This is a genomic window from Candidatus Kapaibacterium thiocyanatum (assembly GCA_001899175.1).
Classification (GTDB): domain Bacteria; phylum Bacteroidota; class Ignavibacteria; order Kapaibacteriales; family Kapaibacteriaceae; genus Kapaibacterium; species Kapaibacterium thiocyanatum.
This window is the reverse complement of sequence record MKVH01000013.1, coordinates 20,102-45,875: the sequence shown is the minus strand read 5'-3', so window position 1 is coordinate 45,875 and position 25,774 is coordinate 20,102. Positions and strand designations below refer to the sequence as shown.

Sequence of the window (25,774 nt, the reverse complement as noted above, 5' to 3'; positions counted from 1 at the left end):
TCAGTCGCTGTTGATCAGCTTCAGGAACTCGTCGCGCAGGGAATGATTCTTGGCGAGCTCGCCCCGCATGACGCTGGTGATCATCGATGCGTGGTCGTGCGCTTCCACGCCGCGGGCGATCATACAGTAGTGCCTGGACTTGATCACGACACCAAGGGCGATGGGATCGAGAAGTTCCACGAGGAAGTCGGCGATCTGCTCCCCCAGTTCTTCCTGGATCTGCCCGCGGCGGGAGAACCACTCCACGATGCGCGTGAACTTCGACAGACCGATGACCTTGTCCCGCGGCACATAGCCGATGGCACAGTCGCCACTGATCGGTTGCCAGTGATGGGAGCAGACACTCATGACCTTGATGCCGCGCGAGATCACCAGTTCGTCCACTTCCTTGCGGTTCGGGAAGACGGTAATGCGCGGCGGCAGCGAGTATCGTCCGGCGAACAGTTCCGTCACCCACATGCGCGAGAGGCGGAACGGCGTGTCCGTGCTGTTGGGGTCGTTACGGTCGATACGGAGGATGTCGAATATCTCGCCGAATTTCTGTTCGAGGAGACGAACCATCTCCTCGCGTTCGTCCTCGCTCAGGGGGCGGTTGCCGTTGGCGTCGAACAGTTCCTTGCCGACTGTGTTCTGATGGGGATAGAGCAGGCCCTGCCGCACGAACTGATGTTCGAGTTCGGTATCGTCCAGATCGACCAGCGATGGAACGCGCGGCGTACTGGACGGGTCGGAGCCTTCCTGGTCGCGGCTCATACAAGTATCCTTTCCTGCCGAGGTTCCTCGATACCGGGAAGGATCGGAATCTCGATGGGTGTACCGTAGTAGTCGGCGTAATTGTGCTCGGATTCGAACAGACGTATCGCGTGGAGTTCGCCACTCGGTAGATGGTCCTCGAGGCGACGCCAGAACATCACGGCCAGGTTCTCGACCGTGGGAATGATACCGCGCAGGAAGTCGACGTCGAAATTCAGGTGCTTGTGATCGACACGATCGATGATGCGTTCGTCGAGAATGTCGCGCAATTTTTTCAGATCGATGACGTATCCGGTTTCAGGATCCGGAACGCCCTTGACGGTAACTTCCAGGACGTAGTTGTGACCATGACCGAAATAGTTGTTGCACTTGTCGAAGATCTCCTCGTTGCGCTCATCCGTGTACGTGGGATTGTAGAGACGATGTGCAGCCGAGAACGCAGCCTTCCGGGTTACAAAGACCATGTTTTTCACTCCCTTTCCGATGAACATTCAGGGCGATTGCCGATCCACTTCCGGCGGTGACGGAACGGTTACCGGCGGCGGCGTAGACGGCGGAACCCTCTGAAAGTTGGATATTTGTGCTTCCTATGGACATGCAATCTACAACGTCGAAGGTCTGGACGCATCTCGTCATGGTCATAACGGCCGTGACGATCCTGTCCTGCTCTTCCACACAACAGTCGACGACCGGCCAGAAGACCGGCCAGGCGCAGACCCTATCATCGACATCCGCGGAACCGACTGCGATGTCCCCCGTCGCAGCGAACATCCGCACCATGGTGGTCGAGGGAAGCGTTTCGGCGACCGGTACGCAGAATATCCAGGGACTTCCGTTCGACGCCGTGATCGTCGAGCAGGACTCCTTCAGGATCGATATGGGCGGCCCACTGGGAATCACGGCGGCACGACTGTTTTCCGCGCAGGCGTCGTTCGCCTTCGTCAACTATCTGACGCGCGAGGTGATGGACGGCAATCCCGCATCGCCGTCGCTCGCCAAGGTGATGCCGTTCCCCATCAACGTCACCGATCTCATGGCTCTCATGCGCGGGTCGGTACCGGGCGACGCGGCACGCTTCCGCGAGGAGTCGGTACGCAAGGACGGCAGCGTGCTCTATTCCGCGGCCGACGGGGATGGCCGGGAATATGCTCTCGTCGACACCGCACGCGACGTCCTCCTTCAGTATCAACGGAAGTCCGCGACAGGCGCGCTGCTCATGAACGTCACGTTCACGGACGTCCGTGACGTCGAGGCGATACCGGTCGCCCATGCCGTGGAAGTCACGGTCGACGACCGCCGCCAGAGCATGTCCTTCCGGCTGCAGAAGGTCCGTATCAATGAACCGGTCACGACGCGGCTGTCGATCGACATTCCATCCAGTTTCAAACGGACGACCTACCGGTGATCCCACGCCTGTGCCGGATGATCGTCCTGGTGTTCCTTCTGGGATCGGCCGGGACCTTCGCACAATCGTCCTCCCCTCCTCCCCCGATACCCGACACGGTGCATGCCGGAGGCGTCGATACGGTCGTGGTCTTCAACGCTCGAGACAGCGTGCACTTCTCCATTTCGAAGAAGCGGATGAGACTGCGTGGCGACGCCGACGTGAAGTTCCACAGCCAGCGACTCCAGGCCGAAGTCATCATCATGGACTTCGGTCCGAGCACCCTCACGGCCGAAGGCGCTCCCGATTCCACTGGACGCATCACGGGCTTCCCCATCTTCACGGACAACGGGGAGCAGTACGCGAGCGAGTCCATCCTCTATAACTTCAAGACCAGACGCGGCCTCGTACGATTCGGCGAGACGTCGATCGACGGCGGCTACTACTACGGCTCGCACATCAAACGGGTGAGCGAGGACGTCGCCTACATCGAGAACGGCTGCTTCACGACGTGCGACGCCCCCCATCCGCACTTCTATTTCAATTCGCCGAAGATGAAGGTCATGGTGAACGACAAGATCTTCATGGATCCCGTCATCGCCTATATCGAGGACATTCCCGTCTTCATCCTGCCCGTCGGCCTGTTCTTCTCCGCAGAACGCGGCAGACGCAGCGGCCTCATCGTTCCCACGCCGCGCATGACGTCGGACCGCGGTATCGTCCTCGAACAGATCGGATACTACTGGGCCGCCAGCGACTACTTCGATACGGAGCTCACGGCCGACATCACGACGAAGGGTGGTATCGTCTTCACGAACCGCAGTCGCTACAACGTTCGCGACGTCCTCAACGGCCGACTCGAACTCAAATTCGGCAACACGCGATTCAACGTCGATAATCCGTATAAGTCGAACTTCGGTGTATTCTTCGTCCATAACCAGAACTTCCGGCCGAACGAATCGCTCGTCATGGATCTCACGTTCACGTCCGAGAACCTGTTCCAGAATACATCGTTGAACATCGGAGACCGTATCAGGCAGAACGCACGGTCCAACGCCTCCTACCAACGCACGTTCTACAACGGTCACACGTTCAACATCGGATATACGCGGGACCAGAACATCATCAACGGATCCGTGACGCACGTACCGACGATTTCCTACAGCATTCCCCAGTTCTTCCCATTGCGGGACGTGATCGGCGGCGATCACTGGCTGCGGGATCTGTCCCTCACCTATCGTACGACCGGACGCTACAACTATTCGGCGCAGCGCACGGCCGATACCCTACCCTTCGCCGTGAGCGAGAACAGCGTCATCGAACACCGTCCCTCGTTGACGGTCACGCCGAAGCTCGGCGACATCACGCTTCAGCCCAGCGTCTCGTATTCGGAGAACTGGTACTTCCAGCGCTATGCACAGCAGGTGAATGCGGCCGACAGCACGATCGTCCAGACACGGGAGCAGGGCTTTTTCCGCGAGTTCACGTATCGCGTAGGTGTATCGGCCAGTACCTTCCTGTACGGCATGGCCAATCCGAGGATCTTCGGCATCACGGCACTGCGCCATACGTTGCAGCCCACCATCGATCTGTCTTTCTCGCCCGATCTTTCCGATCCGGGTCTTGGCTTCTTCGGACAGTACGTCAGCCCCGTCACGGGCAAGACGATCAAGTATTCGCGATTCGGAAGCGGCATCGCCTCGTCGAGGGAACAGTTCCTCGTCACGATGGGCCTGCTCAACAAGCTCTCGATCAAGACGAAGCAGGGCGATACCTTGCCGGACAAGGCCCTCGATCTGCTCGTCTTCAACGTGAACACCTCGTACAACATCGCGGCCGATTCTCTGCGATTGAGTCCCATCTCCCTCACGGTACGCTCGCCGTTGCTGGACGCCATCGCCTTCAACTCGACGTTCGGCTTCAGCATCTACGACCAGGCAATGGTCACGGATGCGGCGACCGGACGCCTCGGCTACCAGACCATCAACAGGACGCTCGCCGAAGCGGGCAAGGGCTTCCTTCGTCTCACCAACGTCACCCTCAATCTCGGTACGCGGTTCTCGTCGGGCGGCCTCTCCTTCACACCGCGCAGCACGGAGACCGATACCATGGCCGCCGACAGTTCGAACGGCGACCTGCGTTCGCGCTTCGACCGGCGGCTGAACTACAAGGCCCAGGACGACGACATCTTCGGTGAACGGACGCCCGGATACTCGCCCGTCATCATGCCGTGGGACGCCGAAGTCAATCTCGCCTATACCTACAATCGGACCGACCCGGCAACGTCCTTCCAGTCGCTCCTTCTGTCGGTACGCGGAAACCTGTCACTCACCGAAACGTTGCGTATGTCGGCCTCGTCGAGCTTCGATCTCGTGACGGGCGCCATCAATACGCCGGTGATCGACATCACGAAGCGCATCCACTGCTGGAACCTGTCCTTCAACTGGGTTCCATCCGGCTTCAACCGCGGTTTCTACCTGCGTTTCAGCGCCGATGCCGCATTGCTTCGCGATCTTCAGATCACCAAGCAGAATACGCCGCTCTACCGCTAAGGATCGTTTCGGGATACAGGCTTTCGTAACTTGTACGATTATTCAGGGTAATCAGCGTATGTGCGGAATCGTCGGCTACATCGGCCAGCAGCAGGCTGCGCCACTTATCGTCAACGGGCTCAAGCGTCTCGAATACCGAGGATACGATTCCGCTGGAGTCTGTATCGTTTCGAGCGACGGCTTGACGATAGGCAAGAAGGCCGGCAAGGTCAGCGAACTCGAGAAAGCCTTCCTGCCCGATACCATTCCGGGCATGGTGGGTGTAGGCCATACGCGCTGGGCGACGCACGGTGCGCCGAACGACATCAACGCCCATCCGCACACCGACCGCGACGGAGCCATCGCCCTCGTCCATAACGGTATCATCGAGAACTACGTCACGATCCGCAAGAAACTCGTCAGCGCCGGATACGACACCTTCCGTTCGGAAACGGACAGCGAAGTGCTGGCCTTCTTCATCGGCATGCTCTACGAAACGCTCGGCGATCTCGAGCTCAGCGTCCGTACTGCCCTCTCCGAAGTCGAAGGGACGTTCGGCCTCGTCGTCGTTTCATCCCACGAGCCGGGCACCATCATCGCGGCCCGACGCGGAAGCCCGCTCGTCCTGGGGGTAGGTGACGGCGAGTATCTCGTGGCATCGGACGCCGCGGCCATCGTGGCGCATACGCGGCAGGTCGTCTATCTCCACGACAACGAAATGGCCATCCTCAAACGCGACGGCTACATCACGAAGACCATCGAGAACGAAGTGACGGAGAGCGTGGTCGAGCGTATCGACATCGACCTCGCCGACATCGAGAAGGGCGGATTCCCGCACTTCATGCTCAAGGAGATCTACGAGCAACCCGATACGTTCCACGACGGCTTCCGCGGCCGCCTCCAGATCCAGGATGGCAACGTCCGCCTTGGTGGCCTGGCCGCGGTGACGGACAAGCTGCGCAATGCGCGGAGAATCATCATCACGGCCTGCGGCACGAGCTGGCATGCCGGACTCGTGGGTGAATACCTCATCGAACAGATGGCCCGTGTTCCCGTCGAAGTCGAATATGCGAGCGAGTTCCGCTACCGCAATCCCATCATCGGGCCCGACGACGTCGTGATCGCGATCTCGCAGAGCGGTGAAACGGCCGATACGCTGGCTGCCATCCGCGAAGCGAAGATGAAGGGCGCCACCGTCCTGGGCATGGTCAACGTCGTCTCCAGTACGATCGCACGGGAGACCGATGCCGGAGTCTATCTCCATGCCGGACCCGAGATCGGGGTCGCTTCCACGAAGGCCTTCACGTCGCAGCTCTGCATCCTCACGCAGTTCGCCCTCTACCTCGCACGCATGCGCTCGATGAGCGCCGTCGAAGGCAGGGCCATCGCCGAGGCCATGACGGCGATACCGGATCAGATCCGGCAGATCCTCGATCAGGCGGACATCATCCGCGACATCGCCATCCAGTATTCGGGCGTTTCCAACTTCATCTATCTCGGCCGGGGATACAACTTCCCCGTCGCCCTGGAAGGTGCGCTCAAGCTGAAGGAAATCTCCTACATCCACGCCGAAGGCTATGCAGCCGCGGAGATGAAGCACGGTCCCATCGCCCTGATCGACGAGAACATGCCCGTCGTCTTCATCGCCCCGAAGGACGAGATCTACGATAAGCTGATCAGCAACATCGAAGTGGTACGCGCGCGCAATGGACGCGTGATCTCCATCGCCAACCCCAACGACAGTCATATCGCCAGCGTATCGAATCACGTCATCGAGATTCCCGAAACGCTGCCGATGCTCACGCCGATCCTGGCGTCCATTCCCCTTCAGCTTCTGGCCTACTACATCGCCGTCGAGCGCGGCTGCAACGTGGATATGCCACGTAATCTGGCCAAGAGCGTCACCGTGGAGTAAGGATCACGCGCGTGTCATCTCCCATTACGGCCGACGTCCTCGCACAGGGAGTACTGGATGGCAATCGCCGCCATCTGGCACGTGCATGCTCGCTCGTGGAAAGCACGACGGCGGCCGACCGCGACGTGGCGGCCGCGCTGCTCGAGCGTATCATGCCGCATACCGGACACAGCAGACGTCTGGGCATGACCGGATCTCCCGGAGTTGGAAAGAGCACGCTCGTCGAGGCCTTCGGCCTTCGCCTCTGCGAAGCAGGACGCCGCGTAGCCGTCCTCGCGGTCGATCCGAGCAGCAGACGCACGGGCGGCAGCATCCTCGGCGACAAGGTCCGCATGGCCCATCTGAGCCTGCACGACAACGCCTTCGTACGCCCCTCACCGTCACGCCTCGCCCTCGGCGGCGCCACGTCCACAACCCGTGAATGCATCCTGCTCTGCGAAGCAGCAGGATACGACACCATCATCGTCGAAACGGTCGGCGTCGGCCAGAGCGAGATCGACGTGGCCGACATGGTAGACCTGTTCCTCCTGCTCGTCCTTCCAACGGCGGGCGACGATATCCAGGGCATCAAGCGCGGAATCATGGAAGTGGCAGACGCCGTCGTCGTCACCAAGGCCGACATTTCCCCCGAAGCCACACGACGCGCCATCGCGATGCTGAAGGGCGCACTCAGGCTGATGCTTCCTTCGCAGGAAGGCTGGAACGTTCCCGTTCTCGGCCTCAGCGCAGTGGATGGGGACGGCCTCGCGGACCTGGAAGCGGTCTGCGACGGATTCTTCGACGGCAGCCGCATGAGTGCGATCGCGGACCGCCGCGCCGCACAACGGATCCGCTGGTTCGACCACGTTCTGAACGACAGATTGCTCGACCTTCTCGGCGAGCGTACCGACATGCGCGCCATGCTCGACGAGCTGCGCGCGCGGGTGCTCGACGGAACCGTCTCGCCCGCAGCGGCGTTACACCGGTTCTTCTCTTCCCTTACCATCACGATGAGGCCACTACCATGAACATTTCCTTCGCCCGCATGCAGGATGCCGTTCGCGCTGCAGGCCTCGACGCCTGGCTGCTGTTCGACTTCCGCCGCACGAATCCGCTCGCCTGGAAGATGCTTGGTCTGGCCGACGACGCCCATTGCACACGACGCTGGATGATCGTCATTCCGGCGAATGGACCCGTCGTCAAGATCGTGCACCGGATGGAGCAGGTTCCCCTCGCCCATGTCCCGGCCGAAACGCTCGTCTATGACACACGCACATCGTGGGCCGAACAGGTACGCGAAGCGACGAAGGGCTTCACCATCGTCGCGATGGAATATTCGCCGATGGGCGAGCTGCCCGTCGTTTCCAAGGTCGATGCCGGTACGATCGACTTCCTCCGTTCCCTCGGTCTCGAAGTCGTCTCGTCGGCCGATATCCTCCAGGAATTCACTGCCCTGCTCTCGCCCGAACAGATCGCCGGCAACGCACTCACGGCGGCCTATCTCCGCACCGCCGTCCACGATGCCTTCGGATTCATCCGCACGCAGTTGATGAACGACACGCCGGTTACCGAGTACGACGTCCAGCAATTCATCATGGACAGGTTCGGCAGCCAGGACATGATCACGGATACACCGCCAATCGTGGCAATCGGGCCCAATGCGGCCAGCCCGCACTACGCGCCCACGCCGCAGGAATACTCCGCGATCGGACGTGACATGGTGGTCCTGATCGACGCCTGGGCGCGTTCCTCGGGTCCTGGGTCCGTCTATGCCGACATCACATGGGTGGGATATACCGGTGAAACCGTACCTTCCGACGTCGCCGAACGGTTCGCCGTGCTGACGACGGCGCGTGATGCCACGCTCGAGATGATCCGCGGTCGCTTCGCGGCGAACGAAACGGTCTGCGGTTATGAAGTCGACCGCACCTGCCGCACGTCGATCGAACGTGCCGGATACGGTGCCATGTACATCCATCGTACCGGACACAACATCACGGACGACGTGCACGGCCCGGGCGCCAATATGGACGATTTCGAAACCCACGACACACGACGCGTGCTGCCCGGCACGTCCTTCAGTATCGAACCTGGCCTGTACGAGAACGGTGTCCTGGGACTGCGGACGGAGCTCGACGTCGTCATCGACCTCGACGGAACGGTCCTCGTCCCCAGTGAACCCATCCAGCAGGCGATACTGCCACTACTCCATCCAGAAGGAATTCCCCAGGCGTGAACGGCCGCAATCCCATACGACTTCTTGCCGCGATCATCGTCATGATGGTCGCGATCTCCCATTCCGTACCGGCACAGGAAGCCCTGACGCAGCAGCTCCGCCTCGCCCAGACATACGAACGGTCGGGCGATCTGCGGAACGCGGCAAGGATCTACCAGGAGCTCTATGCCAAGCGCCCCGAGTCACGCATCTACTTCGATGGCGTGGCCCGTACGCTCGTGGGCCTGCAACAGTACGACGCGTTGATACCACTCGTCGTCGAACGGGTGGAGAAGGAACCATCCACGGACCTGGCCGTCCTCGCCGGCGCCCTGTCGTGGAAGACCGGCAAGACGTCCGAAGCGGAACGCTGGTGGAACAAGGCCCTCGACATCGGCGGCAACGACGAGGAAACGTACGTCGCCCTCGCCAGCGTACAGTCCGAGCTATTGATCCCGAAGCTGGCCATCGCTTCCTACCTCAAGGCACGGGAACGCAGTGGCACGACGGATGCCTATGCGTCGGAGCTGGCGGCACTCTATGCCAGCACCGGCGACTACCGGAACGGCGTACGTGAAGTCATCGCCGAATACAGATCGTCGGACGACATCCAGCATGCCCGCGGCAAGCTCAGCGCCTTCATGCTCACACCGGAAGGTGTTTCCTACGTCAAGACCATGCTCGAACACGAATCGGCAACGGGCGTCCAGGGTCTGAGGCTCAAACAGTGGTTCTACCGTGAAACGAAGGACTGGCCCACGGCCCTCGCCATCACGCGGGAGCTCGATGCGGCAGGACGCCAGCGCGGACAGGAACTCATCCAGTTCGCCGACGGCGCACGACAGGACGGACAATACGATATCGCCCTCGAAGCGTATGGAGCCGTGATGGAAGGCCGATCGAACGATCCTATGACGCTGACGGCACTGTATGGCTATGCCCGAACGCTCGAGCAGCGCATGCGCCTTTCGGAAGGGCTGTCGAAGGACGATGCCAGGAAGATCCTCGACCGGTACGGCAGCATCGTCAAGACCGCTCCTACCAATCCCTTCGCTGCCGATGCGCTCTACCACATGGCCATCCTCACGGATGAGGTGATGGGAGATCAGGACGGCGCCCGCGACATCCTGCAGCGCCTCATCAACGGCTTCCGCGGAACGCAGCCCGCGGCCGACGGCGTACTCTATCTGGCTTCCCTCTATGTAGCGGCAGGTCAGCCCGAGGCCGCGACCACCCTGCTGAAGGACCTCGCTTCGCTGAACATTCCGTCGCTGGCCGACAAGCGGGACGTCGCCAATTTCCGCCGTGCCGAGCTCTACTTCCAGCAGCATCGTCTCGACTCCGCCCTCGCGCTCTATTCCGCCGTCAGCGCCCGCCCCGGCTCGGCAGCCGCCAACGACGCGCTCGACAAGCTCATGCTCGTGCAGATCGCCGAGAACGATACGGCTCTGCTCTGGTTGTATGCCGACGCCGAAGCATTGTCGGCAAGGCGCAAGAGCGTGGAAGCGGCAGCCGCCTTCGTGCGCGCCGCGGATGCTGCCAATATTGCTGAAATCAAGGATCGTTGCCTGTATGAAGCCGGCGTACGCTATGTTGCAGCCGGTCACGATGCGGAAGCCGTCCCGGTTCTGCAACGTCTTATGGAGCGTATTCCGGAAACCATATACGGTGATCGGGCGATGATGCTCGTCGCCGGCATCCAGGAACGGCAGGGAGACCGTACCGGTGCGATCGCCACGTTGACCAACCTTCTGGTACAGTATCCTCGATCGATCCTGCTTCCCGAAGCACGGGAACGTATACGCCGCCTTCGTGGCGATGCCTGACCTTATACTTATGCCCATTCATTTCCTCTGATCGGAGAACAGTTTCATGTCCTTGACGACCCCGTCGTTCCGCGACCTGCCCTACGTACGTCCCGACCTCGATGCAGTCCGTACCGAGATCGAGTCCATTTCCACCAGTATCGACGGCGCAGCCTCAGCCGCCGACGTCATCGAGCACGTGCATAACTGGAATGCCATCCGTACACGGTTCGGCACCATGCACAGCCTCGCCGAAGTGCATTACACACAGAACGTCGCCAACGACAAGGCGAAAGAAGAGAAGCACTTCTACGACCTCAACACACCGACGGTCGAAGACTGGAATCTCTCCGTATCGAAGCGCCTCATCGGCTCGCCGTTCCGCCCGGACATCGAACGCGAATTCGGCTCGCTCTTCCTGAAGCGTCTCGAACAAGGCACGAAGACCTTCGATCCGTCGATCAAGGACTTTCTCGTGGAAGAGTCGGATCTCTGCAACAGGTATAACGAGATCACGGCCTCGGCGCGCATCGAACTCGATGGCGAAGTCTACAACCTGTCTTCCATCGCCGCACTCGTCATCAACCTCGATCGCGACAAGCGTCGTCGCGCGACGAAGGCCATGTACGACTTCCTCCATACCCATCGCGAAGAGCTCGAGCACATCTACGACCGGCTCGTCCAGGTACGCACGCAGAAGGCGCATAAGCTCGGCTTCTCGTCCTATACCGAGTACCGCTACATCGAGTTCGGCCGTATCGACTACGATCAGAACCATGTGGAGGCCTTCCGCCGCCAGGTCATCGATCACGTCGTGCCGCTCGTCACGAAGCTCCGCAAGGCCCAGGCGGAACGCCTCGGTCTGGATGCCGTCACCCTGTACGACGAGAAGCTGCAGTTCGTCGACGGCAATCCCATCGCCCAGGGCGACCACGACTGGATCGTCGAGCGCGCACATCGCATGTATTCCGAGCTGTCCGACCAGACCAAGGAATTCTTCGAGCTGATGCTCGATCATGACCTCATGGACCTCAAGACGCGTGACAACAAGGCGACGGGCGGCTACTGCACGAGCTTCGCCGAATTCGGTCTTCCCTTCATCTTCGCGAACTTCAACCGCACGACGCACGACATCGAAGTGCTGACGCACGAAGCCGGCCACGCCTTCCAGGCCTATCGCAGCCGTGGCTTCGAAGTCCCGGAATATCGCTGGCCCACGGCCGAAGCGTGCGAAATCCATTCCATGGGTATGGAATTCCTCACGTGGCCCTGGATGCAGAGCTTCTTCGGCGAGCAGACGGACAAGTTCCGATTCTACCATCTCCAGGGCGCCCTGCTCTTCCTGCCCTACGGTTGCGCAGTGGATCACTTCCAGCACTGGATCTACGCCCATCCCGACGCTACGCCGGCCGAACGCAACGAGGCATGGCGCGAGATGGAACGTACCTACATGCCGTGGAGAACGGCAGACGACGTTCCGTACGCACTGGAAGGAACGCAATGGCAGTTCCAGCGCCATATCTACGAATCGCCGTTCTACTATATCGACTACGCCCTGGCACAGACGTGCGCCCTGCAGTACTGGAAGCGCTCGCTCGAGGATCGCGACAAGGCCTTCGCCGACTATCTCCGCATCTGCGACATCGGTGGCAGCATGCCCTTCCTCGAGATCGTCAAGGCCGGCGCCCTCGTCTCACCCTTTGCCGACGGATGCCTGAAGGACATCGTCGACACGGCCTATGCCTGGCTCTCCGCCATGTATCCGAACTATCTCGGCAAGGCCTGATCCGGATTCTGGGGTCCATTCCGGACAGAAGATCATGTTATCGAAGCGTTACGGCCCGGCGATTGTTCGTCGGGCCGTCGTTCTGTAGTTTTGCGGCCGAGAGAAATTCATCCAACCCTTTGTTGCCATTCTATGTTACGTGAGCGCTTGTCAGCCATGACACTTCGCCTCCTCATCGGCCTGTCCGTATTGCTCGCAGGCATGCCGTTGTTGAACGCGCAAACCAATCCGACGCCGTTCGATCTGTCGACCGGCAATTATTCCTTCACGACATGGAATTCATCACAGGCGGCAGGAACGTTTCCTCCTTCGATGGTATTCCATACGCTTCCGATTCTCGACGCCCAGGCCGATCAGGCCTCGAACGGAGACTGGCTCTGCCCATACAGTAATACCGCAGCAACGCGCATCAGAGGAGAAGGTGCCAACGGTATCTCCTTCGTCAATACGGGCAGTACTCCAACGAACGGCTGCAACTGCTCCTTCGTCGGAGCTGCAGTTCTCGCCCTGAATACCACGGGTCGGGCCAACGTGAAGGTCTCCTTCGTATCCCAACGTCTGGGCAGCGCTCAGCCGCGTGTATATGCGATCCGCCTGCAATACCGCCTCGGTTCGTCGGCTGCATGGACCAACGCCCTGACGAATGACGGTGCCTTCGTCGAGTATCTGAGCACGACGGGAACGGCACAGACGATCGCCACGACACTGCCGGCCTCACTCGAGAACCAGCCCCTCGTACAGCTCCGGTGGGTCTATGCCCACATTCCCGTCGCTCTCACCGGTGCACGCCCGCAACTTCGCCTCGACGACATCAGCGTGACATCGACGAGCATCCTTACCGGTGCTCCGACGGCTCTCGCCGTCACGTCGGTGACGCCGACCTCGCCCTCGCGCAATATCCCCTTCGGCATCCTCATCCGCAGTGTCGACGGTACGGGCGCACCCAAGAACGTCACCGCCGCCACGACCGTGACGGTATCGCTGAATACGGGTATGGGCGCACTGTCCGGTACACTGACGGGAACGATTCCCGCCGGTTCGTCCTACGTCGCTTTTTCGAATGTCTCCTATAACACGTCCGAAGCCGGCGTCTCCGTCCATGCCGCCGCAACGGCCGGTATGGCGCTGACGGCCGTCAATTCGGCCGCCTTCACGGTGCAGGACGGCGCTACGTATGCAGCGGTGACGGGCTTCGTCAACGCCGCCTACGTCAATACGCCGATGAATCCGTTCAAGGTCACGGCGTGGCGTGCGAACAATACCATCGATGCCAACTACACGGCCAATGTGACCATTACGAAGGTCAGCGGTCCGGGCAACGTTACGCTGACGTCCACGGTAGCACCGTTCCTCGGTGTGGCCACGTTCGACAACATTTCCGTGGACCAGACCGGCACCTACGTCCTGCGCGTCGATGCGCCGGGGCTGCCGTCCATCACGCTGCCGGCGCTGACGGTCGCCGCGACACCCCAACTCGTCACGAATACGGTTCCCCAGTACATCCACTCGCGTACCGCGAGCGGCGCCTGTAACTCGAGTGTCGGCGCATTCCCGATTCCCGTCTTCGCCTCCGTGACGTTCACGAACCTTCAACCCGGTACGGTGTACCGCTACAACACGGGCCTGGGCACCGACCATCTCCTGACGTCGACCGGTGGCGGTTTCAACCTCCACTACAACGGCAATACGAACACGTATTCCTATCTCAACGGCAAGTCGCTCAACAACGACGGTGAGTATTCGGTCTTCTCCACGAAGGCCGGCGAAACGTCGAAGACGATCTGGGTGAACCTCATCGCCTCCACGAACGACGCCTTCCAGGAAGGCAATACGATCTACTGGCGCATCTCTCTGGGCGACCAGCTCGGACGCCTCATCAATCGCTACGAACTGGCCCAGTCGTCGCAGGTGATCCGCCTCGGCAGCGCGTCGAACCAGGCCACGGGTATCGTGGACGTGCAGAGCCAGCTCGCACCGAAGAACTACGTCTTCCTGTACGACAACACGGCAGGCACCGGACGCCCGCTCTCGATCGCGCTGGTCCAGGACGACGGTGCGACGATCACGGGTGCCGAAACCTTCTACCGCAACATCGACAACGTCCATACCGCATGGGCCACGTTCATTCCGAACAACTCCGCAGTACGTCGTATCGAAGAGCGCGATTATCGTGACAACAGCATCGTCTATGCCGTCACATCCGACGACGGTATCTGGAACGGCGTATCCACGGTGAACGCGACGGGTGGCTTCAACAATCCGATCTTCCTCGAAACGCCGAAGATCGTTCTCACGCAGCCGATGGCCGGAGATTCGCTCTGCGCCCTGTCGTCGAAGACGATCGCATTCACGGCCCGCGGCATGAACAACGTCCGTATCGAGTTCTCGCGCTCGAACGGTCTCTCCTACGAGCTGGTCGACGTCGTTCCGGCATCGCAGGGTACGTATACGTGGACGGTTCCGGGTATCGAATTCTCGCCCGACTGCCGGATCCGCATCACGGGTGTCGAACGCCCGGACATCTCCGCCGTCTCGGGACGCTTCGTCGTCATCGCACCGTTGTCGATCAGCCAGCAACCCGAGTCGCGCAACATGTGTCTCGGCGACGATCACACGCTCATCGTCCTTACGTCCGGCAGTGTCCGCTACTATCAGTGGTACAAGGATGGCCAGCCGCTCGCCAATTCGAATACGCCCATCTTCAGCATCCAGGACGTCCAGTATCTGTCGTCGGGACGCTACTGGTGCAAGGTCGTAGGCTTCGCGACGTGCGGTGACGTCGTATCCGATACGGCGGATATCCGCGTCGTACGCCCCACCACAATCATCAATCAGTCGCTTGCCGTTCCTGCGCAGATCGGCGCCAATGCCCTCCTCACGGTGGAAGGCGAAGCTCCGAACGAATTCTCCTATCAGTGGTATCGCGGCGATCTGGCCCTGAGCGACGACGGACACTTCTTCGGTACGATGAGCAGTCGTCTCGAAATCCGTGACGTACGCCAGCAGGACATCGGCACGGACTACTACTGCGTCGTGACCGGTACCTGCGGTACAGCTACCTCGCGCAAGATCCGCATCTTCACCACGGGCGTCTATGCCGAGGCGATCGCTTCCACGGTAGCCGCCTGCATCGGCCAGAGCGTCAACGTCGATGCTCTTGCCTATGCCAATCCTGTGGGCGCGGCCCTCGACATCCGCTGGTACCGTAATGGTCAGCCCCTCAGCGAAGGCGTCAAGTATTCGGGTACCCGTACGCAACATCTCCAGATCTTCAACGTTACCACCGCCGACGCGGGCATGTACGAAATACGCGCTGCACTCGCAGACGCTCCGGTACAGTACGCAAGCGCCATGATCGACGTCGTCATCTCCGGTGTTCCCGTCATTACGCAAGGCCCTGCGAACACGACGATCTGCGAAGGCGATCAGCTCACGCTGAATGTGGAAGCCACCGTACCGGCGCAAGGTGGAGCCGAGTATCAATGGTCCATGAACGGTACCCCGCTTCCGAATGCGACGTCCAAGACGCTGACGATCGACAACATGACCGCCGCCCGTGCCGGTAGCTATACGGTCACGGTCTCCACGCCGTGCGGCCTCGCGACGTCCGAGAACGCAGTGGTCGTCGTCAACGCCCCCCATAGCTTCACGCAGCAACCGCCGGCAACGCTGTCGGTGAATGCCGGCGAGTCGCTGACCATTACGGTCGCCGTCACTGGTACGGGCACGCCGCAGTATCAATGGTTCAAGGACGGTACGGCCATCACCGGCGAAGTCGCACCGACGTATATGAAGGCTTCCGTGACCACCTCCGATGCCGGCCGCTACTGGTGCCGCGTCCTCGGCGATTGCGGCGAGAAGTTCTCCGATACGACGACGGTCACGATCCTTCCTGCCGTATCGGTCGACGAAGACGTGCTCGCGGGCGGTACCATCGTCGGAACCCTCGTGCCGAATCCCGTCGGTACGTCGGCCATCCTTCCGATCGATCTCCCGACGCAAGGCCACGTAACGGTACGACTGGTCGACATGGCCGGTCAGGTCGTGTCCACCATCGCCGACGCTATGATGCTTCCGGGCAAGCATGCCCTGACCATCGACGCCTCGCGATTCCCGAGCGGTGCATATCTCCTGGACATCACGATCGGTGGCGATCGTACGGTCCGCACCGTCTCCATCATCAAGTAACGTAGTGTCGACTTCACCCAGGGGAGCATGGATCCGTCATGCTCCCCTGTCGTGTTTCAGGAGTTAGCCATGGTCCGCCTGATACTGCTCGCCGCATCCGTATTCATCGTCATGACGGCGGCCGCACGGTCGCAGGACATCGTCGTGAGCGAATACTTCAACGACGTCTCACCGGAGACGGGTGAATGGACGGAAATCGTCGTCGTCAAGGACAACCTCAACATGGTGGGGTATATCCTCACCGACAACAACGGTCAGCAGGATGCACGCCAGGGCGGCGTCCGTTTCAAGGACGTTCCCCTGTGGCGCAACGTCCGTGCGGGTACGATCATCGTCATCTATCACCGCGGCTTCACGCTTCCGACGCAGGACCTGGATCCTTCCGACGGCTATCTCGAGCTCGGTGCGGAGAACACGACCTATCTCGACCAGTTCCTGTTCTCGGGATCGTCATGGTCGTTCAATGCCCTGAACATCGCCCAGGAAGGCGACTATCTCGAACTCTTCACGAAGGATACGGTCCACGTCCACGGTCTCGGACACAGGAATCCGACCGGCCCGTCCTACGATGCCAGCGCGCCGCCCAAGGTGAATCACGATACGGCCGCACCCAATTCGCGTTCGGTCCGCGTGAGTGGACGTACACTGGCGGCCTATGCGGCAGGCATCGGCAGGGATTCGACGAGCCTCGATCCGCTATCGACGAAGGGACTTCCGAACAACGTCGATAACGTCAAGGCCCGAAAAGGATTGCCCAACGTCAATCAGCTTCTCTGGCGTGAATGGCGCGAACCGACGTGGACGGCGGCGCCGGCGGTGACGCTCGTGCAGCAAACGGCCACGCGGCATACGATTTCATGGACGGCCGTGAACGATCCCAATACGAAGGACTCCACGACCGGCGTCATGATCCTGCGTGACACGCTCGGCTTCGGCCAGTTCGATGCCTCCACCGTGCGCGACGGCACCATCATCAATGCCGGCACGCGGCTGTCGACGGCCCTCGTCCTTGCCGTCCTGCCGAACGACGCAGGTACGACCTACCTCGATTCGCTGAACATCCTCTGCGGCGAGACCTATACCTACCGTGTCTATGCCTACAGGTACAAGGCCGACAACAGGATGTCCGTCACGGCGGACACGACGGCACGCGGCAGACAGTACAATCAGGGTGCCTTCGCCCAGAGCCAGGCCATCGCCAAGCAACGGCCATCACTGCCGACCATCGCCGCTTCGCGTACCGCGATATGCCCCGGCGATACGTTGACGCTGACATGCACCGCCACGGCCGAGCGGTATGACTGGCTCCTGAACGGCTCCGTCTACGGCTCGACGATCACGGGCCGCTTCGTCGCACGCGATCCGGGTACGTGGACCGTGATGATCACGGTCGAAGGCGGCTGTACGGCGACCTCGAATTCTGTCGTCGTGACGGCCCTGCCCGCTCCCGTCGTCGATATTACACCGACGGGTACACGGACGATCTGTACAGGCGAACAGATCACGCTCACCGCTGAAACCGACGCGGCCGAATACGAATGGCTACGCAACGGAAACACGATTCCCGGTGCCGCATCGAAGACCTACGTGGTGACGCAGGCCGGTGACTATCAGGTACGGATCGCATCGCAACAGGGCTGTCCGGGGATCTCCGCCGTCACGCGCATCAAGGTTCCGGATGTCCGCTGCAGGTTCGAACCTGCGACCCTCGACTACGGCAGCCTCGACGCCTGCAGCAACGGCAAGGCACTCCTGACCGATATCGTCAATACAGGTACGGAAACGATCACCGTCACCAATGCGGCCTTCCCTCCGGGATTCTCCCTGGCGTCTCCGCCACCGGGCTTCACCGTCGCACCCGGACAACGACAGTCCGTACGCCTGCTGTTCACACCTTCGGCCCAGGGTACGTTCTCCGGCACGGCCACCTTCACGGCAGTTCCGTGCGGCGTGCAGGCGACCATCGCTCTGACCGGGAACAAGCTCGTCTCCATCGCCGGGCTGGACAGGGCACGTGTGGACTTCGGCGTCTATCATGCCTGCCCCACAAGCGACATCCGTCCGGACAGCGCCATCCTGATCACGAACAACGGTACGACGGCGATCACGGTCAAGGCACCGAGCGTGAATCCCCCGTTCTTCCTGCTCACGCAGTTCACGCAGAAGGTCATCCAGGCCGGACAGTCGGACACGGTACGCATCCAGTACCGTCCCCTCGGCCCCGACCTCAATCGTGGTGCGATCGAGGAAATCAAGTTCCCCTATACCTCCACGGCTTGTCCAGATGACACGCTCCGCGCCACACTCATCGCCGCGGCATTCCTGCCCTCGCTCGGCACCACACCCGATACGATCCGCCTGAGACCATTGCTTGCCTGCGACGGTGCGTACGACACGACGATCGTCGTCACCAACGATGGCAACAGCGACATCACGCTCACGAACTTCGCGCAGAACTCCGTCACGATCGTCGACGCGCCCATCGTCGTCAAACCCGGAACATCCATCACGGTAGGTATCCGCATCCAGCATCCTGCCGTGCTCGGAGCCTACGTCATCAACTCGACACTCGACATCCAACCATGCTCGATGATGCGCTCGCTCACGATCATCGGCAGCGTCATCGATGCGCGGGCTTCGATCTCCGATGCGACCATCGACATGGGCGAAGTGGTACTCTGCAACGGTAACGAGGCCACCGCGCAACTCCGCCTGTCGATCGGAGACGGAACGTCCACTACCGGCATCGTACGCCAGGTATCCCTCGGTGGTCCATTCAGCACGGACCTCGTCGCACTGTCGACCTTCACGGGACGGCGCGACGTTACGGTGACCTTCAGGCCGACGAGCGTCGGTACGTTCTCGGATACGCTCACGGTCGTCGTCGGCCCGTGCGACGAAACGGTCAAATGCGTGATAACCGGACGTGCCGTGGACTTGTCGCGGCAGACCACGGTGACGTCGACATCGTTCGGAATCCTCGGTACGGGTCAGAGCACGACGCAACGCCTCGTCATCCGCAATACCGGCACGGCCCCGCTGCCGGTGGAGCGGCTCGATGGTATCGTCGGCCCGTTCTCCGTCAGATCGTCGACACCTGCCCTGCCCACGACGCTGGCGCCGGGGGACTCGATCGTCGTCGTCCTCGAATATTCCTTCGCCGGCTTCGACCGCAAGGACACGATCACCATCGTCAGCCGCACAACGGGCCTCTGCCCGGACAGCGTCGGGTACGTTCTGACCGGAACCACGACGTCTCCCGGTGTCATCACCGGCATCACGCTCGAACTCCCCGAGAACATGTCCGGTCGGCCCGGATCGGAGATCGACATCCCGATGACGCTGCGTTCCACCGTCGATATTACCGGTGCGCAGATCACCGGGATCGTCACACGGATACGCTACGATCCTACCATCCTGCGCCTGCTGGACGTCCGTCCGACATCGGAGAACACCGCCGCCATCACGCAGATATCCGCGGGTACGGCCGAGATAGCGCTCACCTTCGCCAATTCCGTCAAGGCCGATGACGTCGTCGGTACCATCCGTGGCCGCTGCTATCTCGGATCGTCCCTCACCACACCCGTCGACGTCGATACGGTCGGCATTTCGGGTGTGATCGCAACGGGACGGGGCGGCCTGCTCACCATCGGCGGCGACTGTGCCATCGAAGCACGCCAGGCCGGTATCGGCGCCCCCTCCGCCCTCATCGTGGAACGCGTGACGGGCAACGACATCGTCCTGGACGTCACCGTCCTCACGGACGATGCCGTGACGATCGTCATGCGCGACCTGCGCGGTGCCGTGACAAGCATTCCACTCGACGGACGTCTTGCGCCCGGACGTTATACCATCAGGATCGATGCCTCGATGCTGGCGAGCGGCGTCCATCTCATCACGATGGATCACGGCCTGCGGCATCATACGGCGACGGCAGTCATCGTGCGCTGAGGCACGGGCCGTTCATCGGTCGTATCTTTGCGCTGTTCATCGAGAGGAACCACGTGAATGTATTGGTGACCGGAGCCACCGGTTTTGTGGGCAGCCACGTCGTGGACGTGCTGCTCGAAAGGGGTCATGACGTTTCGTTCATTGCCCGTGCGACGAGTAATTTCCGCTGGTTGAAAGACAAACCCGTTCGACGCGTCGACGGCTCGCTGTTCGATCATACGTCCTTGCGGACGGCCGTCGAGCAGGCAGACGTCGTCATCCACGTCGCCGGTCTCACGGCGGCGAAGAACGAAGCGGAGTTCATGAAGGGTAATCGCGACGCGACGCGGAACATGGTCGACGCCATACGCGCCTATCGTCCGAACCTCACCCGCTACGTCCATATCAGCAGCCTCGCCGTCGTAGGCCCGTCGCCGGATGAAGAGCATCCCGCTACGGAAGCCACGCCGCTCCATCCGATCACGGCCTACGGCCGTACGAAGAAGGCCGCCGAAGAAGTAGTCCACGAAGCGTCGAAGGACATTCCGACGACCATCGTCCGCCCCCCCGCCGTCTATGGGCCGCGTGACGAAGCCATCCTCACCTTCTTCCAGACGGTCAAGAAGGGCTTCGCACCACTGATCGGCTTCGACGAGAAGAAGGTCAGCCTCGTCCACGTCCGTGACCTTGCCCGTGGCATCGTCGATGCCGCAATGTCTCCCAACGCCATCGGCCAGACCTACTTCGTATCGAGCGACGAGCTGTATACATGGCAGTACGTGGCCGAACAGACCGCGGCCGCATTCGGCCGCCAGCGGGTCACGACGCTGCGCTTGCCTCATACCATCGTGAAAGGCATCGCAGGGCTGTCGGGCTTCTTCGGACGCTTCTCGAGCAAGCCTCCGGTTCTCGACTACGAGAAAGGCATCGACATCACGCAGCGCTACTGGATCTGCAGTACGGAGAAGGCTCGCCGTGATTTCGGCTATCGTCAGGAAATGTCCTTGCGCGACGGCGTGATCGACACCGTAACGTGGTATCGAAAGCACGGATGGCTATAAATCGATCATGGCTGCAGGGCACGGTAGGCCTTGTGACGACGGCCGTCGTGCTGGTGATCTGCTTCGGAATCTTCGCCGTACGTCTGGCCACACGATCGCATCCGGCCCCGTACACGGAAGAATCCGCACCCGTGACGGACACGACGCGCATCTTCCGCAACTCCTTCGGGGTGCCGCACGTGGTGGCACCGACGGAAGCGGATCTGTTCTTCGCCCAGGGCTACGTCCATGCACAGGATCGACTGTGGCAGATGGACGTGGCACGTCGCGTAGGACGTGGTCGTCTCGCCGAAGTGGTCGGCCGGGAGGCGATCGATATCGACGTCTTCATGCGTGCGATCGACATGGCCGGTATCGCCCGACAGCAGATGAAGAATGCGAGCAAGACGACGCGCAGCATCCTCGACGCCTATACGAGAGGCGTCAATACATACATCCGTGAGAACAAGGATCGCCTTCCCTTCGAATTCGACGCACTGGAATACGGCCCCACGCCATGGATGCCGGAAGACTGTCTGATCGTAGGTCGTGTTCTCGCCTTCGAACTCAGCCTGGCCTTCTGGACCGATCTCTCCTATGCCCAGATCTCCGCACAACGCGGCCGTGCAGCCGTGCGGAACTACATCCCCGTCGGTCCCGGCGCACCGTACGTCCTGGATACGACGGCATCGAAGGGCCCTGTACCGTCCGCATCCGACTCGACGGCCGCACGCGCCACGGCAGCCATGGCTCCCATCATCGAAGGTCTCACACGACGCATCGATGCCGTACGCAACAAGCTCGGCATGACGGGATCGTCGGTAGGCAGTAACTGCTGGGCCGTACGGACGGACAGCGCCTCCATCCTCGCCAACGACCCGCACCTGTCGGTAGGCCTGCCGCCCAAGTGGTATCAGATCCACCTCTCCTCACCGACCTTCAACGTCATCGGCATGAGCGTACCCGGCATGCCCCTCGTCTTCTCCGGACGGAACGACGACCTCGCCTGGGGCTTCTCGAACGTCATGGTCGACGACGTCGACTACTTCCTCGAGCGTATCGACAGTACGAACGGGAACTACTACATCGCGAGCAACGGTCGACGTACGAAATTCAAGTATCGCCGTGACACCATCCACATCAAGGATCAATCCGACTCCTTGATCGACCTTCGCTTCACGACGAGGTCGGCCGTGATTTCCGACGTCCATCTGATGCGGGAACCTTCGAAGCTCTTCGATATGCCGCGCCAGCGAGCGACGACACTGCTCACGACGTCCTGCCTTACGTATCGCTGGACTGCGTCGACACCGAGCGACGAAATACTTGCGATGTATAAGATCAACAAGGCGAAGAATTTTCCTGCTGTCGTGGACGCCGTCGGAACGTGGCATGCACCGGCACTCAACGTCAGCGTGGCAGCACGTAGCGGCCTCGTCGGTACTGTCCTCGCCGGCGTGATTCCACAGCGGGGCAATGCCGATCCACACCTCCTGGCACCGGGCTGGGATGCGGCATCGGACTGGAAGGGGCTCACCCATCTGCGTACGCTCGGAACGATGGTCAATCCCGCACGCGGATTCGTCAGTTCGGCCAACAACCGAACATGGCCGAAGGCCGAGCCCTTCATCGGCACCCTGTACGAACCGTCGTCCAGGGCCGAGCGCATCAACGATCAGCTCCGCCTCTACGAAGACTATACCGTCCGTGATGCCCAGGTCATGCAGATGGACATCGTCTCGCCCTATGCGAAGCAGACGCTGGCCATGCTGCTGCCCATCCTGAAGCGCGGGCAGTCGCGATACGGCACCATGGAACGCGAGGCACTGAAGATCCTCGCGCGATGGGACGGCACGCAGAGTCCCGTCGATCCCGGAGCCAGCATCTACGCGGCACTGCTGGAACGGTTGATATGGAATACGTTCGAGGACGAGCTCGGCCAGCAGCTCTACTACGACTATACCTTCGTGGGCAGCATTCCGCTTCGTCGTATGCAGGAATTGCTCAATGAGCCGCAGCATGTACTCTTCGACGACAGTCGTACGTCTCAGCGTGAAGATCTTGCGTGGATCGCCATCCGCAGCTATATCGAGGCGGTACGGGCGACGGCCACGACCTTCCAGAGCGAGCAACCGCAACAATGGCTGTACGGCACTCTCCATACCGTGACCTTCCCGCACCGCTTCGGCAACCATCCGCTGATGCGTCCGGTGATGAATCAGGGACCGTTCGAGATCGGCGGCAGCAGTACGACCATCAACAACACGGAATGGCGCATCTACGCTCCATACGATACCCGCGTCGCCGCGTCGATGCGCGTCATCTCGGACATGCACGACACCGTGCAGTACAGTGTCGTTCCGGGCGGAGTATCGGGCGAACCGCTCAACGCGCATTACAGCGACCAGTTGCAGCTATGGCTCAAGGGCGGGTACGTACGGCTTCCGGTAGCGGCCGCACCCGACGTCAGCTTCAGGCTCTATCACGTATTCGTGCCCTCGTCCTGAACAGTGAGCCTGTCCATTGCGTAAATTTGTCGCTTACGACTTTGTCGACACATTTCAACATCAAGGATCCGTCATGTCCGTTGCCAGCCAGGTAGGTACCCGCCGTACCGCCAAAGCCGATGCCATCGTCGTATTTCTGTATCAGGATGAGAAGTCGTTCAAGAGCGCGACGAAGGAACTGATCGGCGAGATCCCTCATGTACAGCCACTCATCGCTTCGGGCGATTTCACGGGCAAGAAGGGCAGCACGGCAACGGCGTATACGGGTACTGCGACGGCCGCTCCCCGTCTGATCCTCGCCGGTCTTGGCAATGCCGAAGGTCTGACGGCCGAAGGCGTACGCCGCGCAGCAGCAGCGGCGACGAAGCGCGCGGCATCGCTCGGCTGTGGACACGTAGCATTCGAACTTCCTGCGGTCAAGGGTCTGGATACGACCGCCGTCGCACAGGCGGTCGCGGAAGGTTCCCAACTGAGCCAGTACCGTTACGACAAGTACAAGACGATGGAGAAGGGCAACGGCCTCGTGACCAGGTTCACGTATCTCGCCGCTGACAAGACGGCGCAGAAGGCCGTCAAGAGCGGTGTGGACACGGCCACTGTCATCAACGAAGGTGTCGTGCTCGCACGTGACCTCGCCAACGCCCCCAACAACGAACTCTATCCCGAAATCCTCGGCAAGCGTGCTGCGGAATCCGGACGCAAGGCCGGTTTCAGGACGACGATTCTCGACAAGCGCAAGATCGAGGCCCTGAAGATGGGTGGCCTCCTCGGCGTGAACAAGGGCAGCGTCCGTCCTCCCGTCTTCATCGTGATGGAATACAACGGTGGCAGGAAGGGCGACAAGCCCGTCGTCCTCGTCGGCAAGGGCATCACCTTCGACACGGGTGGGATCTCCATCAAGCCCGCTGCAGGAATGTCGGACATGAAGGGTGACATGCACGGAGCTGCCTCCGTCATCGGCACGATGTACACGATCGCGAAGCTCGGTCTCCCCGTCAATGTCGTCGGTCTCGTCCCCTCCACGGAGAACATGCCCAGCGGTTCGGCCATGGTACCTGGCGACATCCTCACGTTCATGAACGGCAAGACGGCAGAGATCGACAACACGGATGCCGAAGGACGTCTGATCCTGGCCGATGCACTGTGCTATGCCGATCGCTACAAGCCCCAGGCCGTGATCGATCTGGCTACGCTGACCGGTGCCTGCGTGATCGCCCTCGGCAATACGACGACCGGTATGCTCGGTACGGATGAACACACGAAGACCATGCTCGCGAATGCAGGCAAGCGCACCAGCGAATACGTATGCGAACTGCCCCTGTACGAAGAGTACGAAGAACTCATCCAGAGCGACTACGCCGACATCAAGAACTCCGGTGGTCGCGCCGCCGGCACCATCACGGCAGCGCTCTTCCTCAAGCACTTCGTGACCTATCCCTGGGTCCACCTCGACATCGCCGGTACCGCACTCGCACCCAAGGCAGGTCCGTATGCACCCAAGGGTGCGACAGGCGTCGGCGTACGCCTCCTGACCGACATGCTCCAGAACTGGAAGAACGGCTGATACGATCTCGTATCCGCCCCGGTACCCGGTCGGGTACCGGGGCGGACACTACGGCATCCTTCCCTTCTTCGTTTTTCCTGGCGGTTCGGGATGCCGTATCTTTCAGCGTATCCATTCGACGAGCATACCGACGAACGTTACCTGGCATACTCTTTGTAGTGGCAGGCAATAATCTGG

General features: G+C 61.0%; 14 protein-coding genes. 12 read left to right on the top strand and 2 right to left on the bottom strand.

Annotated elements, in window-relative coordinates:
• Nucleotides 1-753 (bottom strand): hypothetical protein, encoded by a 753-nt coding sequence (locus BGO89_02045; GenBank protein ID OJX59224.1) that lies wholly within the window; start codon nucleotides 751-753, stop codon nucleotides 1-3.
• A complete protein-coding gene (locus BGO89_02040; protein OJX59223.1) occupies nucleotides 750-1,217 on the bottom strand; it encodes a 6-pyruvoyl tetrahydrobiopterin synthase in 468 nt (155 codons plus the stop codon). Before BGO89_02040 ends, BGO89_02045 begins: the two co-directional genes overlap by 4 nt.
• Before the next feature lie 125 nt (nucleotides 1,218-1,342).
• Between BGO89_02040 and BGO89_02035 the strand changes: the two genes are divergently transcribed.
• From BGO89_02035 to BGO89_01980, 12 genes are all read left to right on the top strand, one after another.
• The gene (locus tag BGO89_02035) at nucleotides 1,343-2,158 is read left to right on the top strand and encodes a hypothetical protein (GenBank protein ID OJX59222.1); all 816 of its coding nucleotides are present in this window, start codon (nucleotides 1,343-1,345) and stop codon (nucleotides 2,156-2,158) included.
• Nucleotides 2,155-4,689 carry a hypothetical protein gene (locus BGO89_02030; GenBank protein ID OJX59221.1) on the top strand — a complete coding sequence of 845 codons (2,535 nt, stop codon included), beginning with the start codon at nucleotides 2,155-2,157 and terminating at the stop codon, nucleotides 4,687-4,689. Before BGO89_02035 ends, BGO89_02030 begins: the two co-directional genes overlap by 4 nt.
• 58 nt (nucleotides 4,690-4,747) lie before the next feature.
• Complete coding sequence (locus BGO89_02025; GenBank protein ID OJX59220.1) at nucleotides 4,748-6,583, top strand: glutamine--fructose-6-phosphate aminotransferase; 1,836 nt, start codon at nucleotides 4,748-4,750, stop codon at nucleotides 6,581-6,583.
• Nucleotides 6,584-6,606: 23 nt separating this feature from the next.
• Nucleotides 6,607-7,590: an ATPase/protein kinase gene (locus tag BGO89_02020; protein ID OJX59419.1), complete on the top strand. Its 984-nt coding sequence runs from the start codon at nucleotides 6,607-6,609 to the stop codon at nucleotides 7,588-7,590.
• On the top strand, nucleotides 7,587-8,798 hold the full coding sequence (locus BGO89_02015; protein ID OJX59219.1) for a hypothetical protein: 1,212 nt from the start codon (nucleotides 7,587-7,589) through the stop codon (nucleotides 8,796-8,798). The genes BGO89_02020 and BGO89_02015 overlap by 4 nt, the downstream gene beginning before the upstream one ends.
• Nucleotides 8,795-10,603 carry a hypothetical protein gene (locus tag BGO89_02010; protein OJX59218.1) on the top strand — a complete coding sequence of 603 codons (1,809 nt, stop codon included), beginning with the start codon at nucleotides 8,795-8,797 and terminating at the stop codon, nucleotides 10,601-10,603. The genes BGO89_02015 and BGO89_02010 overlap by 4 nt, the downstream gene beginning before the upstream one ends.
• A gap of 46 nt (nucleotides 10,604-10,649) precedes the next feature.
• On the top strand, nucleotides 10,650-12,368 hold the full coding sequence (locus BGO89_02005) for a hypothetical protein (GenBank protein OJX59217.1): 1,719 nt from the start codon (nucleotides 10,650-10,652) through the stop codon (nucleotides 12,366-12,368).
• 156 nt (nucleotides 12,369-12,524) lie between these two features.
• Complete coding sequence (locus BGO89_02000) at nucleotides 12,525-16,556, top strand: hypothetical protein (GenBank protein ID OJX59216.1); 4,032 nt, start codon at nucleotides 12,525-12,527, stop codon at nucleotides 16,554-16,556.
• Nucleotides 16,557-16,625: 69 nt separating this feature from the next.
• Nucleotides 16,626-20,507, top strand: coding sequence for a hypothetical protein (locus BGO89_01995; protein ID OJX59215.1), 3,882 nt, complete (start codon nucleotides 16,626-16,628; stop codon nucleotides 20,505-20,507).
• Between the two features lie 53 nt (nucleotides 20,508-20,560).
• Nucleotides 20,561-21,547 (top strand): hypothetical protein, encoded by a 987-nt coding sequence (locus BGO89_01990; GenBank protein OJX59214.1) that lies wholly within the window; start codon nucleotides 20,561-20,563, stop codon nucleotides 21,545-21,547.
• Between the two features lie 32 nt (nucleotides 21,548-21,579).
• Nucleotides 21,580-24,033 (top strand): hypothetical protein, encoded by a 2,454-nt coding sequence (locus BGO89_01985; GenBank protein OJX59213.1) that lies wholly within the window; start codon nucleotides 21,580-21,582, stop codon nucleotides 24,031-24,033.
• 73 nt (nucleotides 24,034-24,106) lie between these two features.
• Nucleotides 24,107-25,597: a hypothetical protein gene (locus tag BGO89_01980; GenBank protein OJX59212.1), complete on the top strand. Its 1,491-nt coding sequence runs from the start codon at nucleotides 24,107-24,109 to the stop codon at nucleotides 25,595-25,597.
• Nucleotides 25,598-25,774 lie beyond the last annotated feature (177 nt).

Coding starts and splice junctions, on each gene's coding strand:
- BGO89_02025 (OJX59220.1), top strand. CDS start 4,748: ATGTGCGGAATCGTCGGCTACATCGGCCAGCAGCAGGCTGCGCCACTT.
- BGO89_02000 (OJX59216.1), top strand. CDS start 12,525: ATGACACTTCGCCTCCTCATCGGCCTGTCCGTATTGCTCGCAGGCATG.
- BGO89_02040 (OJX59223.1), bottom strand. CDS start 1,217: ATGGTCTTTGTAACCCGGAAGGCTGCGTTCTCGGCTGCACATCGTCTC.
- BGO89_02035 (OJX59222.1), top strand. CDS start 1,343: ATGGACATGCAATCTACAACGTCGAAGGTCTGGACGCATCTCGTCATG.
- BGO89_02045 (OJX59224.1), bottom strand. CDS start 753: ATGAGCCGCGACCAGGAAGGCTCCGACCCGTCCAGTACGCCGCGCGTT.
- BGO89_01995 (OJX59215.1), top strand. CDS start 16,626: ATGGTCCGCCTGATACTGCTCGCCGCATCCGTATTCATCGTCATGACG.
- BGO89_01980 (OJX59212.1), top strand. CDS start 24,107: ATGTCCGTTGCCAGCCAGGTAGGTACCCGCCGTACCGCCAAAGCCGAT.
- BGO89_02005 (OJX59217.1), top strand. CDS start 10,650: ATGTCCTTGACGACCCCGTCGTTCCGCGACCTGCCCTACGTACGTCCC.
- BGO89_02015 (OJX59219.1), top strand. CDS start 7,587: ATGAACATTTCCTTCGCCCGCATGCAGGATGCCGTTCGCGCTGCAGGC.